Raw genomic sequence first — 14,776 nt, forward strand, 5'->3', positions numbered from 1 at the left:
TGGGCCTGATCGCCCGATCTGCTGCCTGCTGACGACGAACCACCCAACACCTCCACGATCACGAGGTGTTGCGACCACCAGTTGAATCCGCCCTGAGACCCAGCATCGGAGTGACATCTCAAGCCCGGCAATGTGTTTCCGCGTGACCAGCGCGCCATCTCCAACGCGTCTAGCACCATGGTGGTGCGCATGTTCGACGCGACCCGCCAGCCGACGATCATCCGGGAGTAGGCATCGACGATGAAGCAGACGTAGGCCACCCCGGCCCAGGTCGGCACGAACGTCAGATCGGTGACCCACAATTGGTTGGGCGCGGTCGCGGTGAACTCTCGGTTGACCAGATCCGGGTGGCGCGGCGCGACCAAGTCCGGCTTGGTGGTGCGTACCCGTTTACCGCGCCGCACCCCCTGGATGCCGGCCGACCGCATCAGCCGGCTCACCTGGTCGCGGCCGATGTCGTGGCCAGCCCGACGTGCCGATTTCCACAGCTTGCGGGCACCGTAGACGCGATAGCTGTCTTCCCAAAGCTTCCGCAACGCCGGACCGATGATCTCGTCGCGGCAGGCTCGCGCCGAGGGTAGACGCGCCTTATTCGCGTAGTAGGTGCTCGGGGCCACCGACACCCCTGCGCTGCGCAGGACGGTGCAGATGGGCTCGACCCCGAACTCGTCGCGGTTAGCGTCGATGAAGGCGACTATTTCTTGTGTTGGCGGTCGAGCTCCGCCCGAAGAAACTGGCCGCTCGCTTCAGAATCTCGTTGGCCCGCTTAAGTTCTCGGACCTCCTGCTCAAGATCCTTGACCCGCGCAGACTCCGCCGTACTCACACCGGGCGCATACCCGTCGTCGATGTCGGCCTGGCGCACCCAGGCCCGCACCCACTCAACCCCATAGCCGAGCTGACGGGCTACCCGCGCCAGCGTTCCCTGCTCGGTACCCAACTCGGCGCGCAACGCCCGCACCATCCGCACCGCAGCAGCCTTCTCCTCCGGGCTGTACCTACGGGCCGTGGGCTTCCCTGGCGACTGTTCCTTCGGCATGACTCCATCCTCGTTTCCAAGGTCTGGAGCCTCCAGGATTTCCAGGGCGATTCACACCTCCAGCAGCTCACACATCCGCTTGATGCTGTAAGTGGCCTTCTCCGCCTCGATCACCCGGTAGGCATCTACCGGGTGTGTTCGTAGACGAAGAAGGCCGCGGCATTTTTCAAAAACTCACGGTTCACACGCAATTCGGCGTTCTCACGGCGCAGACGTTCCAACTCTGCGCGTTCATCAGCATCCGACACCCGAGCATCTCGCCAGCCGCGACCACTTGCCGTTGGAGGCGCACCCAACGCCGCAGCACTTGCTCAACGACATCGATCTCGGCGGCCATGCGCCACCGGGCGACCGGTCTCGATCACCAGGCGGGCAGCCTCCTCCCGAAACTCGGGGGGGTACTTGCGACGCGTGCCCGACATGCGGACATCCTTCCCGCAGGACTAGCAGTCCGACCGGTCAGGTGTCCACCATCAGGGGTCAACCCCAGCCGGCGGGCGTGCGCTTCTGACCCGCGCCCGTTCCGGTGGGCCATCGGGTCTAGGGGCTGCGGGATCACCGCGGCGATCCGGCGTCGCGCAGTGCGATGGTGATCCGAACCGGCTGCCGCAGGTCGGCAACTACATCTGCCTGGCTAAGGTCGAAGGGCCGGCAGAAAGTAGTTCATAACCAAACTCAGGCGCGCCGAAATCTAGTTGTTTCAGCAGCCTGGCCATCGGAGACATCGTTATCGTAGTCGCCGCTCTCGTTGGGTAGCTCTTCGAAGGTTTCGGCCACATCTGGCTGGTGAACGACATGAGCAGCGAAGTGGTAGCCCCGGATCAATCCCCCCAGTCGAGTCCGTCGACTTCCCCTACCAGCCGGAGTCCGGCGCTCAGCACAGGCAAGTGCGACATGGCCACCTTGACCGGACCAACGAACTTGATTTTTCGCGTCGCGATGGCGTTGGCCACGCTGATCTCGCCGGCTGCGACCCGGCGCCATTTACTCGCCGTCGCGGTGAGGACAAAGTCGGGCGTGCGGCCCTCTATCGGTCCCCCACCGTAAACAGCCTCACCCTCCTTTATCTCCAGTTGCGACATGCGGTCGCTTTCACCCTCGACCCGCCATTCGATCAACATCGTCAGCTCCTTGGCGCCCTGCTGGATCTCGGGCGAGCCGTTCCATAGACCGCGGTAGGCCCGTGCCCACTCGGGTGACATCAACGCGACGGCATTCATAGAGTGATCCTCTCCTTAACTCATTGTGGTCAGACGGGATAAACCAGATAGCGGGGCAGGGTGTTGTCGACCACCACGAGCCTCTTCCGGAACAGCGCGTTCTCACCGTCGAGGACGACGACGTCCTCGCAGTGGCCGCTAAGCAGGATCCCTGCCTCGCCGGAGGTGCTGGTGTAAGCGACGATGACGTTGGACCGCACCTCCCAGCGGTCTTCGCCAAGCTCCCGTAATGCCGTGCGCTGCTGAACGTGGCGGGTGTCATAGGGCTCGATGGTGCCGGCCCATACTTCGTCAATCATCTTCACGCGGTCGGCCAGCCGTTCCCGGCAGTCGTCCATCATGTATGCCAGCGGCAGCCCCTCGCGGACGTTCTCCATCGCGTGCACCTGGTAGGCGCACTCCGGCGCGAACAAGTCGAGCCACGCCGTGAAGTCCCGCTCATCGACTGCGCACGCATAGGCCCCGAGCAGCTCGTCCACGAGGTAAGCGGCGCGTGCCCGTCGATCTTCAATACTCGGCGTCAGCAAAATTCCATCACCTCCCGGTAGTGCGCCCACCAGCCTGTGTTGGCGACCTCGTCGTTCTGCGACGAATCCGATAACGGCCTGCCGACGCCGGCTACAAATCGCTGGTAGCCCCCATCACGCGCGGTCGCCTGCACGCGGTTGTAGATCGCGGCATCCTCGATGCTGATGAAGCCGCTCGGGCCCAGCAAGTTGGAGGACTGGCGGACTCGGTGGCGCGTGTACTCCTCGCTATCATCCTCGTGGCCGAAGAACGTGTAGCGTACCTCGGTGCGGTCGACCCCGAGCGGTCGAGCGTATCGGACATTGATGGTGTCGACATGGCGCACGACCCCGGTGACCGGCCGTAAGGCGATGACGCGAGCCCGGCTGTCGTCTCCCATCCGGGTGACCACGCTTGGATCAGCCAGAAATCCATTGTCTACGTAGGGCTGTGAGTCGTACAGAATCGACATGTGACCATACGGCTCGCTGACCACGATCCTGCCGTTGCCGCCTTGCCAGTTGAGCAGTTTGAACGCGCGGTGCAGCAGCGGCGCATGGTAAGGATCGTTGTCGATATAGGTTTTCCAATTACTCTGGAACACCACCGTCTGGTAGCCGAGTAACGTCAGGTTGCCATCATCGACCATGCATTCGCTCAGCGGCGCAGCGGTCTCCCCGAGAAAGTCATCGAAAGCCGGGGGCTGCTCGGCCATACTGACAAATATCAGCCCCCACGACTCGACCACGTGCAGCTCCCGCAGGCCATAGTCCTGCTCTCGGAAGTCCGGGCGAAACTGCATACGGCGGGGCGCGCCCGCGAACCGCCCGTCATTGTTGAAGAGCCACCGATGGTACGGGCACTCGAATCGCTCCGTCACCCCGCACCGACGCTGTTCCAGCAGCGTCCCCCTATGCGCGCAGGAGTTGACGAATACTCGGATGCGGTCGTCGGCGCCGCGCACCACGAGCAGCGGCACATCAGCCAGCCAACGCGTCCGAAAACCGTTACGTTCGGACAGTTCGGCCCGGTGCGCGATCGGATGCCAGTACGGTCCATAGAAGATCCGGGTGAGTTCCTCCCGATAGACATCGGGGTCGCTGAACACCTCCTTGGGTATGTCCGCGGCCGATGCGAAGCGCCTCCGGATGGCCGTTTGCGCATGGTCGAATTCCAGTGTCGGTTCACCGTTCACCGCTCGGCTCCATTCGCCAGGGTCACGATATGAGTTACCGCGCCCAGGTCGTCGGCGAGCGTTGTCCACGTCTGGCCCTCGTCTTCTGACACGCGGAACTCGCCCCCCGTGGTGCCGTAGTAGAGCCGAAGCCCACCGGCCTCGGTGCGCTCGGCCTCTAGCGCCCAGACCATGTCGAACAGGCCATCCTCTTTGGCGCCCAGCCGGAACCAGGTCGTGCCCCCGTCGTCGCTGCGGAAGAATCCCACGTCGGCGCCGCGGCGCCGGCGCAGCTTGGACGGCGAGAGGAAGTAGACATTGCCGTTGAGCGCCCCCATCAGCAGCAGGCGAATCGCGGCCCACTTCGGCGGGATGCCGTCGGCGGCGGCGACGAAGATCACGTCTGGATCGGTGGGGTGGACCACGATGGCGTCTTCGGTGTAGACGCGCTGTCCGAGTCCGTTGTTCGACTGCTCCCAGCTGAATCCACGGTCGGTGCTGCGGTAGATGCCCTGGCCGCCGCGGTACGGTTTCGTGTCAAGGCCTGTCGTGACGATCAGTCGTTCCGGGGCCCCAGGGTGAAGGAGCACGCGATGGATGTCGTGGCCGAGCCCGTTGACTTCCTCCCACGTCTGCCCTCGATCCTTGGTGACCAGGAGAGATCCGACTTCGATCCCGCTGTAGATGACCTCCGCCTCCAGCGGGTGCACGGCGATAGTCCGGACGTGCGCGACCCCGGGACGGATCGGAAAGCTCCACCTTTTCGCCTCAGGCAAGTCGAGCAAGCTACCGCACTCGGTCCACACGCCGTGCTCCCACCGCAGCAGGTGCGCGGGCTCCGTCCCCGCGTACAGCGCGCCGCGTGTGTGCGGGTCGAGGGCCAACGCGCGCACGTCGCGGTACGCGAGGCCGTCGCTGAGGTCGCGCCAGTATTTCGCGCCCGCCGAGGCGAGAAACACTCCCTGCTTATATATCGCGACGGCGACGCTGTCGCCTCGGGCGACCATAGCCATGACCTGTCCCGGTAGCTCGGGCCAGGGCCGGACAGCACCATCAGGGGAAACGGTGAACACACCCCGGCTCGTCGCTATGACAGGCATGACGCCACCTCCTAATTTGGTTGGGACTCTGGGTTGGGGTGGAGGGGTGCGACCTGGGGAAGGAATGGGTCGGGGATTACTAGTGCGTGGCTGACGACGATCGCATCGACGTGGCAGTCGATCGCACACAGCCGGCAGGAATGGCAGTCATTGGGGTAAATGATCTGGGCCCGCCACTTAGTGGTGGCCCAGGGTTGGTCACCCTCCACCAACCGGATCACCCCCGTCGGGCAGCTGTCGATGCAGACGTTGCACCCATCACAGGTCGTCTCGTCGATACTTTCGATCACTGAACCACCACCTCCTCCTGCTCGCGGTAGCCTTCTGGCACGGTGTAGGGACTTGGGTGCCGGCCCGCCGGAGCCTGCACGGGCCACGTCTGCATCGGCAGGACCTGCTCACGAAACTCCAGGTCGAACTCCCCGCCAGCACCGCGGCGCACAAGCAGCCACTTCAGCCACTCATCGTTGTCGGCATAGGGATAGTCGATCCGAAACAGCTCCCCGCGGCTCTCGGTGCGCCGCTTCATCGCCTCACAGGTGATGATCGCCAGCGTCAAATAGGCGCGGACCTCGTGCGCCTTCTTAAGTTCCTGATAGTCCGGCGCGAAAACATAGCGCAGCACCCGATCCCGGATCCGGTACAGTTCCGTGAGCGCCTCATCAATCCGCGCCTCTGTCTTAAACAAAGCAAACGCCGGGTTGGCCGTCGCCTCGCCGATCGCCTTCCACACATCAACGGGCCGCACCTGCCGCAGCCGGCTCATCGGCGCGAAATACTCAGCGAAACTCTCTCTCGCCTGCTCCTCCCACACCGTGCGCGCTACCGTACCCCCGCCCCCCGCGGCCGCCGCGGTGCCCGCCCGATATCCTGCAACCGCAGAAAAACTCGAAATCCCGCTCCCAGAAATCCCCGACATCAAATGCGGGCACGCCGTGCCATACCCCGCCGCATACAAACCCGGCACCGTGGTAGCCCCATCCAAATCGATCGTCGGACCGCTGGTGCTACTCGTACCCAACACGATGAATGGGGTCACCTCCAGCAGATCCGTCAAAGGATCAACCCCAAACTCGGTGAAAGCCCGTCGCACGGTCGGCGACACCTCATAAAGCACATCCAGATCAGCTTGCGCGACATGACGCAAATCGAGATAACACGGCCCCCGGCCCTCCACCATCTCAGTCATGATCGCCCGCGCGATCGTGAACAACCCGCCCTTATCCCCCCAGATCGGGTCATAGCGGTCCATGAAGTACTCGCCGGCCGCATTGCAGAACTTGCCACCGATCCCCTGAATCTTGGCTTGACCCGGCGTGAAAAACGATCGATTGAAATAACTCCACGCAGCAAACTGACCGAACTCCATACCAGCGAACTCAGCACCCACCCGCCACGCCGCCACATGCCCCTCCCCGCTGCAATGGTCAGCAAACGCGTAATGCAACTTTGGATACCAAGGACCCGTGTTAAGGATGACGCTGCCCGCAGTAAACACATGACGCTCACCGGTGACCACATTGACCCCCACCGCACCACACACCGCGCCAGACGTCGGCCGACACCCATCGGTGGTCAGCAGGTCAATCACATCAACCCGCTCGAACAGGCGCACCCCCGCCGCCTTCATCCTCTCCTTGAGGATCTCCATACAGACACGCCCATCCACACCCAGCGTCGTGCCCAGATTGTGCCCCCGGACCGTCACATACTTCAGCGACCCATCCTCATGGGTCGAATACGGCACACCCCACTGGATCTGCTCATTAACCCGGTCATAGGCCTCGGCGATGTACTGGCGCACCCAATCCTGATCCGCCAAATAATTACTCCCCACCACAAATTCACGCATCCACTCCACCATCTCCTCCCCGTCCACCCGGTGATCAGGCGCGTACTGACTATGCACATACGTCATCGGCCCCGCCCGAGAAACCACCGCCTTCTCCACCAACACCACCGAGGACCCCAACTCCGCCGCCCGCAACGCCGCCCGCGCCCCACCAATCCCCCCACCAACCACCAAAACGTCACACTGCTCCACCGAAACTTCCAGCCCGCCATCCACACTCACCAAAACCACTCCTTCTTCCCTTCATCCACCGCACAACACACAAAAACCCAAAACCCGACCCACACAACCCCACTCACGGCTTCACCAACACCTTCACCAAACCTTCACGCCCCTCCACCAGCCCGCCCAAACCCTCCACTACGGCCCTACCCAGCGGCACCCGGGTGGTGATCTGCGGTGCGAGCGCGACTGCCCCGTCGGCCATCTTTGCGAGCACGGCAGGGAAATCGTTGAACATGTCGTAACCAAAGACCATCCGCAGCTGTATCTCCTTGAGCAGGTGCCTGTTCACGTCGAGCGGGGCTGTGCCAGCCCACGACGACATCTCCATGAAGCGGCCCTGCTTGCGCAGGCAGTCGAGGCCCTGCGCGAACGCCTCGGGGCTGCCCGCCGCATGAAAGACAACGTCCACCCCAGCGCCACGGGTCTCCTCGAGGATCCGCGCGGTCGTCGCGGGGTCATGCGGATCGAGAACCACCGTGGCGCCTAAGTCCTGGGCTAGGCGGCCGCGCACACTGCTTGCCTCCGTGACGTAGATCTGCGCGGCCCCGGCAGCGCGCGCAGACTGGATCACCGCCAGCCCTAGTGCCCCGGCCCCAAGGACCAGCACCGTCTCGCCGAGGAGCAGTTCCGCCCGGCGCACCCCATGAAACGCTACTGCGGTGGGTTCGGTGAGTGCGGCCGCCTCAAGGTCCACCGCGTCCGGCACCCTGATCGCGAGGCGAGACGGCACCGCCGTGTAGGACGCCAGGCCCCCGTCGCGCGTTAGGCCGATCCACTCCGGGCGGAGGCACAAGTGGTAAAGCGCCCGATGACAATAGTGGCAGCTGCCGCAGAAATCCATCGGGATGACTGTGACGCCTTCGCCGATGCGGGACCGGTCGACGCCCGAGCCGACCTCCACGATCCGGCCGGAGATCTCGTGGCCAAGCACGACGGGTGGCTGCGAGAAGGTGGGGCCCGACACGTATTCGTGAAGGTCAGTTCCACACAGCCCGGTCGCTGCCACTTCGATGACGACCTCACTCGCCAGCGGTGTCGGATCCGGGATCGACTCCACCCCAACGTCGTTGTTACCCCGGAGAACGATCGCATCCATCCAGCTCAACCGGTCCTCTCGTGAGTCCGCCGTCGGCGGCGGTTCGGTGTCGCGCTCACATGTCCTCGAACGCCCGGAACTGCACCCCTGCGGTCATGCCGCCGTCTACCGCCAGCACGGCGCCGGTGATAAAAGACGCGTCTGGCGAGGCAAGAAAGACTGCCGGAGCAGCGACCTCCTCGGGCTGCGCGAAACGCTGCATCGCGCAGATGTCAGCCATCATCGAGGCATGTTCGGGGTGCTCGGCGAGAAACCGTTCGATCCTAGGCGTGCGGGTGCCTCCGGGTGCGATCGCGTTCACGCGGATGTTGTCGCGAGCGAAGTCGAGGGCCATGTTCTTCGTGAGCAGCACGACTCCACCCTTGCTCGCGCTGTAGGCGGAGCACCTGTTCTCAGCTACGATCCCCGCCGTCGACGCAACGTTGACGATCGATCCGCCGCCCGCCGCCCGCAGCATGGGTATCACGGGTTTGGACATCTGAAAGACGCTGCCCAGGTTCGTATCGAGCTGGCTGCGCCATTCCTCCTCGTAAATCTCCTCGACATTGCGGGCCAGGCTCACCCCGACGACGTTGAACAGCGCATCGAGGCGGCCGAACTCGGTTAGCGCGCGCTCGGCGACACGGTCGGCGACACCGCGGCGACAGACGTCACCGGCCACGCCACAGACCCGTGTTCCGCGCGCGGCCAGCTCGGTCACGGCCGCGTCCAGGCCTGCTGCGTCGGTGTCGACCATGACACAGCTCCCGCCGTCGCGGCACCACCGCTCGGCGATCGCCCAACCGATCCCCGCTGCGGCCGCGGTGACAATCGCTACCCGGCCGGACCTGAGCTGTGTAACGCTCACCTGTCCTCGATCGTCGAACCGACGTGCCCGGCCCCCGCCTTCATCACGGTCGTCATTAAGCGCACCCGCGGGGCGCAGGGGGCTGGCTCATATATTCCAGCCATCGGGCCCAGAATCGCCGTTGGTTCTGCTCGGCGTACCCGCTCGGGAGGGCCTCTCCCGGCCCGGGCCAGTCGGTCATGGGTTCCAGGTGCATGCCCATCTGGTAGTTCAGCAGCCCCTCACCGGCGAATTGACCCTGGACGGACTCGGTGATGGCCTTCCAAACCTCAGCGTCGTCCTGCTCGAACACCCCGCCGGGGCCGAAGTTGCGCACGTACACCGACCGGGATGCGTCGCGGAACCAGTCAGGAGCATCTCGCTCGACCAGGAACCAAGAAAGGATTTCCATCCGGTCATGAGAGAGGGGGCGCCACACTCGGAACGTGATAAATGGAGTGGGCGGCGACATGTGGTCAGCCGAGAGGACCACGTTGATGAACGACAAGTTCGGGAACACCGTGCCGTGGACGAACGCCGATCGGCGGAAAAGGTCTTTATGCGTCTCGCTGGGGTACGCGGCCCCCATCTGGTCGACGACCTCGTCGGGATACCCCTCGAACTCCGGAAACTCCCCTAGTGCAGGGGGAAAACCAAGCACACCAACGCCATGGCCATTCTGCAGCGAGATTTCCGCGGGCGCGCTCGCGAACATGGGGTCGTTCGGGGCTAGACCCAGCTCGACCATGGAGCGGTGCGCAAAGAGAGTGTGGTAGGAGTCACCGACAAAGTTATCGGCAGCCGTCTTCCAGTTGGCCCCTAGAACCCACCGGTGCGGGGCACCTATCACCTCGAGGCCACCTGCGGTCTTCTTCGCGATGAGGTCGAGATAGAACGTCATGTCGCCGAGATAATCGGACAGGCTGGGCGCCGCCGGGTCGATGCTCCCGAAGATGAATCCCGCGTGCGAGTCAAGCTGCGGGATGTGGCGCAACCCCCACTCGGACTTATTGAAGCCTTTATATGACTGCGTGATCGCCGGTACGCCGACGAGCTCGCCGGTGTTGCTGTATACCCAGCCGTGGTACGGACAACGGAAGTCCTTGCTGTTGCCCATCTCCGCTCGGCACACGAGGGCGCCGCGGTGCCGGCAGGAATTCGACAGCGCCTGGATCCGGCCTGAATCATCCCGACAGACGATCACCGAGTCAGTCCCGATGTAGCGCACGACGAAGTCCCCGGCGCGAGGGATCTCCGATTCATGTGCGAGGAAAACCCAAGCGCGCCCAAAGATCCGCTGCATCTCGACCGGATGCAGCAGCGGATCGCTGACGATTCGCGCTGGCACCCGCCCGGTCTCAAGGGCCTGTGCGGTGTCGCACAACGCGCGCTGCAGGTAAGGATCGGTCGTGTCGGTTGTCTGGACGGTGTCGGTGGTCACGGGGTTGTGCCTTTCTGGATGCGGCGGTGGGCGACAGGTAGCAGGACGGGACGCGTGTGCCGATGTTCCCAACGTGAGCTTCGGTTAGAAAAACACCGACAGGTTGTCGATCGGCAGCGTGGAGTGATCGAGCAGAACCTCGCGCCGGGCAAGTCGCAGCGACCCGTCGGTGCGACGCAGCACGTCAAGACGTTCAGCCGACAGCAAATCCCACCGGCCGCTGTCCCCGCGGCTGCGGAAAAACAACAGATTCGACCGCACGGTCAACTCTTGTACGCCCGGTCCCGCAGACGTCCGAATGTTTGACACAAAGTGGCGGGTCCGCGACCGCGGCAACTCCGCCCACGCGAAATCCGTCTCGCTGCGTAGCACCCGCATCTCCAAGCCCGTGTAGTCATCGTCCCAGTGCGCGATTGCGCGCACCCAGCCCGCGCCGTCCTCCCGAGTGGTGCGCACCGGCACCACATAATGGATCTCGGGATCCAGAAGCTCCAACCAGTCCCGGAAACGCCCGCCGTCGAGCAGCTCGGCCTCCCGGAACATGAACGCCTCGACGGCCTGGTGCGTGTCGCGATCGACCGTGGCAGCGCTGCTCATCAGATCCCTCTCCTCACACAGCCCGACAGTGTCCCGGGCGACAAGTGACCACCCACGATCTCTGTCCAGCAGATAGCCTCTCCGTTATCGAGAATAATAGACAGATCTCACTTCATCGTCAACCAGCAGCAGGGTAAGCGGAGACACCAGCAGGTCGCGCCGGATAACTCGTCGAGAATCCGACAGCTACAGTCCCGAACCAAGTTGGGAACGTTGTTAGTTAGATCCCGATCCGCATCTGGGTCGAATAGGGTGAGGCGGCACCAGCCGCCGAACACGGATCGTCCGGGCAGCAGCCAGCAGGTGGCTCGCGGGTCGTTACGACGACGGCAACAGCCCGGGGCTATCCAGCCATTGTTGATTGATTCGAGAGTCGCATCAGACGAACATCTGACGCCGGGGCCCGCCAATCAGGTCAGTCGGGCAGCAAGACGTTGACGGCCTTGGTCTGGCTAAAAGAAACGAGCTCTTCGAGACTATCCTCACGGCCGATACCCGAGTTCTTGAACCCGCCGAACGGAACTCCCCAGAAATGGCGGGAAGAACCGTTTACCCAGATATAGCCGGCGTCCAGTTGGGACGCCAGGGAGTGCGCCATGCCGACGTTCTCCGTCCACACCGCAGCGGTGAGACCGTACTCGACCCTGTTGGCGACGTCGACCGCCTCACCGACGTCGTCGAAGGTCATGACCGACAGGACTGGACCGAAGATTTCGGTTCGCGCAACGGCGCTGTCGGGAGACACGGCTGCAAGTACCGTCGGAGCCACAAAGTAACCGCGGTCCCCAATGCCGCCCGGCCGGCCACCACCGGTAACAACCTCGGCCCCAGCCCTTTTCGCGCTATCGATCGCGTCCAGCACCCGCTCATAGTGCACGCGCGTGATGAGCGGTCCCATCTCGGTTTCGTCGGCGAGCGGGTCGCCGATACGGATCCGCTCGACCAGCAATCGCACATTCTCAAGTACCTCGTCTACCAGGCTGCGGTGAACGAGGAGCCGGCTCGTCGACCCGCAGGACTGCCCCATGGTGGCGGTGAAGTTCATCCCTAAGACCGCACCCGCGGCGGCCCGCACTGGGTCGGCGTCCGCCAGAACGAGCATCGCGTTCTTGCCGCCGAGCTCGAGCGTGACATCCTTAACGCCCGTATCGGCGGCGTCGTGCTGGATAGATCGACCCGTCTGCTCCGACCCAATCACGGCAATGCGACGAACACGCGGGTGCCGCACCAAAGCCCGCCCGCTCTCTGATCCACGACCGGTCAGGACGACTAGCAGCCCCGACGGCAAGACCTCGGCAGCGATCTCACCGATACGCAGCGCTGAGAGCGGCGCCTGCTCGGGGGCCTTGAGCACGACACCGTTCCCGGCCACCAGCGGCGCTGCGATTTTCGCTGCAGCGAAAAAGAGCGGATGGTTATACGGGACGATCCTTGCGACGACGCCGTAGGGCTGTTGCAGGGTGTAGTGCAGGTGCTGCCCCGACGCCGGGATCGTGCGGCCGCCCAGGTCGAGCGCGAGGTCGCACATGACCTCGATATAGTCGACAGCGGCATCCACATCGAGTCGCATCGCGGTGATCGGGAAACCGCCGTCGAGCGCGTCTATGGTTGCCAACTCCTCGCGGTGCTCCCGCAGCGCCTCGGCAAAGGCACGCAACTGGCGCGCCCGCTCCCGTGGCGGTTTCCGCGCCCACGCACGCTGCGCGGCCTCCGTCGCGGCCACCGCGTGATCGACGTCCTCGGGCGCGCAGTCGGGCACCTGGGCGAGCGGCTGCTCCGTCGCCGGGCTCTCCGTGACGTAGCGCCGCGCCGCGCTACGCTGCCGCCCGGAGACGACCACCCGCCAGTCGCGATCCACATACCGGTGCGCCGGACCCGCTGCGGTGCTCACGATGACACGAACAGGACGCTGTCGCGAACGTCCGCAGTGACGTCGACGTATTGTTGGCAACCGCAGCACCGCGGCGGATCCGCCTCCACACACATCATTTGTGCACCTCGTTCTGGGATGATCTGATCGGGGGACTATGCGGATCAGGCCAGCGGCGGACCGGGCGGGCCAGTCCGGCGGCTGATGGTCTGTAATTCCGTGTATTCGTGCAGGCTGGCCGGCGAAAACTCGCGACCGAGGCCACTCCCCTTCGCCCCACCGAGCGGCGCCCGGGGGTCGAGCGAGGTGAAGGTATGGCTATTGACGAACACTGAGCCAGTGTCGAGCCTTCGGCCGAGCATGAAGGCGCGCTCTTCGTCAGCGGTCCAGATCGAGGCGGCCAGCCCATACTTGGACCGGTTCACGAGTCTGATCACCTCGTCAAGCTCCGTATACCGCAGCACCGGCACCGCCGGGCCGAACTGCTCCTCTTCGACAAGCGCAAGCCGAGGGTCGGCGCCGGTCACCACGCTAGGCATCATGAAATGGCCATGCTCCCAAGCCGCCGTGTCGAGACGCTGACCGAGGGTGGTGACGACAGCACCGCTGGCCCGGGCATCGTCCACCAATTTTTCGACCGCGTGTTTCTGCTGCGCGTTGTTGAGCGGACCCATCGTGGATCGCGGGTCGTCGCCGGGGCCGACGACGAGCTCGTCCACCGCGGCTTCGAAGGCTTCGACGAAGCGGTTGTGGATGCGGTCCGGCACGTAAATCCGTTTGACGCCGAAGCACACCTGGCCGGTGGTGGCAAACGCGCCCTTGGCGATCTGGCGCATCGTCGCCGGTGAGAGATCTAAGTCATCGAGCAGAATCGCCGGGTCGTTTCCGCCGAGTTCGAGCGTCAACCGCTTGATGTCTTGGGCCGCCGCCGCCATGACCTTGCGGCCGGTGTCGATGCCACCGGTGAAACCGATCTTGCGGATCGCCGGGTGTGCGACCAGTGCCTGCCCGACCACGTCGCCACCGGTGACCATGTTGAGCACACCTGGCGGGAAGTGTTGTTGGAGAGCCCGAATGATTTCGCTTAGTACCAACGGCGAGTTCTCCGACGGCTTGAGAACGACAGTGTTGCCGGCGACGAGTGCCGGAGCAAGCTTCATGAACGACAAGACGACTGGGAAGTTCCACGGCGTGACAGCGGCCACCGGCCCGATCGGCCGGCGCCGAATGAGGGTCGTGCCGCCGGTGTCCCGGATCTGTTGGTCGGCTAACTCCTCGGCGGCGATGCTGGAGGTGTAGCCGCAGAGGGCGGAGGCGAACTCCAGATCGATATTGGACTCTTCGAGAATTTTGCCGTTCTCCCGGCTCAGGATAGGCGCGTACTCCTCCATCATGTCGTGGATCACTCCGGCTGCCGCGAGAAGCGCCCCCTGCCGTTCTTCCAGCGGACGTGACGACCACTCCGGGAAAGCCGTGGCAGCCGCCTCCACAGCCTCATCGACCTGAGCGGAAGTGGCGTCGGGGACCGCACCGAGGACCACTCGGGTATCCGCCGGACTAACAACTTCGATCGCTCGCTCCGAGGTCTCCTCGCGTCCGTTGATGATGAGCTTGGCGTTGATCATAAGGTCCTCCTCGGTGGTCGCCGTTCGCCCGCGCAGGCGGCGGCTAGCGGTTGGCGGGGTGCGGCGCATCGTCCTGGACGTCATTCCCGGGCGCCTCTGGTTGGGGGTTTGGGTGGAGGGGTGCGACCTGGGGAAGGAATGGGTCGGGGATTACTAGTGCGTGGCTGACGACGATCGCATCGACGTGGCAGTCGATCGCACACAG

13 protein-coding genes, 1 pseudogene and 1 other annotated feature are annotated in these 14,776 nt (G+C 64.2%); all 14 genes and pseudogenes read right to left on the reverse strand.

The features are described from left to right. Positions 1-92: 92 nt before the first annotated feature. Positions 93-1,038 (reverse strand): annotated as a pseudogene (locus tag SKC41_RS31055) (IS3 family transposase); the annotation flags it as partial. Next, positions 609-739 (reverse strand) — a sequence feature (AL1L pseudoknot). It overlaps the preceding pseudogene by 131 nt. Before the next feature lie 125 nt (positions 1,039-1,163). Beyond that, positions 1,164-1,286 (reverse strand): hypothetical protein, encoded by a 123-nt coding sequence (locus tag SKC41_RS31060; protein WP_257790317.1) that lies wholly within the window; start codon positions 1,284-1,286, stop codon positions 1,164-1,166. A gap of 573 nt (positions 1,287-1,859) precedes the next feature. Further along, positions 1,860-2,258: an SCP2 sterol-binding domain-containing protein gene (locus SKC41_RS31065; RefSeq protein WP_042910030.1), complete on the reverse strand. Its 399-nt coding sequence runs from the start codon at positions 2,256-2,258 to the stop codon at positions 1,860-1,862. Positions 2,259-2,287: 29 nt separating this feature from the next. Next, a complete protein-coding gene (locus tag SKC41_RS31070) occupies positions 2,288-2,737 on the reverse strand; it encodes an aromatic-ring-hydroxylating dioxygenase subunit beta (RefSeq protein ID WP_226069261.1) in 450 nt (149 codons plus the stop codon). A 41-nt stretch (positions 2,738-2,778) separates the two neighbouring features. Then, entirely contained in the window at positions 2,779-3,960 is a 1,182-nt protein-coding gene (locus SKC41_RS31075; protein ID WP_042910028.1) for an aromatic ring-hydroxylating oxygenase subunit alpha, read from the reverse strand. Then, positions 3,957-4,952, reverse strand: coding sequence for a WD40/YVTN/BNR-like repeat-containing protein (locus tag SKC41_RS31080; RefSeq protein WP_330981495.1), 996 nt, complete (start codon positions 4,950-4,952; stop codon positions 3,957-3,959). Before SKC41_RS31080 ends, SKC41_RS31075 begins: the two co-directional genes overlap by 4 nt. 98 nt (positions 4,953-5,050) lie before the next feature. After that, positions 5,051-5,416, reverse strand: coding sequence for a 4Fe-4S dicluster domain-containing protein (locus SKC41_RS31085; RefSeq protein ID WP_330981496.1), 366 nt, complete (start codon positions 5,414-5,416; stop codon positions 5,051-5,053). Continuing rightward, positions 5,326-7,113, reverse strand: a complete 1,788-nt coding sequence (locus tag SKC41_RS31090) for an FAD-binding protein (protein WP_226069259.1) — start codon at positions 7,111-7,113, stop codon at positions 5,326-5,328. The genes SKC41_RS31085 and SKC41_RS31090 overlap by 91 nt, the downstream gene beginning before the upstream one ends. A gap of 73 nt (positions 7,114-7,186) precedes the next feature. After that, complete coding sequence (locus SKC41_RS31095) at positions 7,187-8,212, reverse strand: 2,3-butanediol dehydrogenase (RefSeq protein WP_042910026.1); 1,026 nt, start codon at positions 8,210-8,212, stop codon at positions 7,187-7,189. A gap of 55 nt (positions 8,213-8,267) precedes the next feature. Next, positions 8,268-9,059 carry an SDR family NAD(P)-dependent oxidoreductase gene (locus SKC41_RS31100; protein ID WP_330981497.1) on the reverse strand — a complete coding sequence of 264 codons (792 nt, stop codon included), beginning with the start codon at positions 9,057-9,059 and terminating at the stop codon, positions 8,268-8,270. 55 nt (positions 9,060-9,114) lie between these two features. Then, positions 9,115-10,479: an aromatic ring-hydroxylating dioxygenase subunit alpha gene (locus tag SKC41_RS31105; protein ID WP_042910023.1), complete on the reverse strand. Its 1,365-nt coding sequence runs from the start codon at positions 10,477-10,479 to the stop codon at positions 9,115-9,117. An 84-nt stretch (positions 10,480-10,563) separates the two neighbouring features. Further along, the gene (locus SKC41_RS31110; protein WP_042910021.1) at positions 10,564-11,076 is read right to left on the reverse strand and encodes an aromatic-ring-hydroxylating dioxygenase subunit beta; all 513 of its coding nucleotides are present in this window, start codon (positions 11,074-11,076) and stop codon (positions 10,564-10,566) included. 415 nt (positions 11,077-11,491) lie between these two features. Further along, complete coding sequence (locus tag SKC41_RS31115; RefSeq protein ID WP_042910020.1) at positions 11,492-12,967, reverse strand: aldehyde dehydrogenase family protein; 1,476 nt, start codon at positions 12,965-12,967, stop codon at positions 11,492-11,494. 143 nt (positions 12,968-13,110) lie between these two features. Continuing rightward, positions 13,111-14,571 (reverse strand): aldehyde dehydrogenase family protein, encoded by a 1,461-nt coding sequence (locus tag SKC41_RS31120; protein WP_042910019.1) that lies wholly within the window; start codon positions 14,569-14,571, stop codon positions 13,111-13,113. Positions 14,572-14,776: the final 205 nt, after the last annotated feature.

The sequence above is a fragment of the Mycobacterium sp. 050128 genome, assembly GCF_036409155.1.
Lineage (GTDB): Bacteria > Actinomycetota > Actinomycetes > Mycobacteriales > Mycobacteriaceae > Mycobacterium.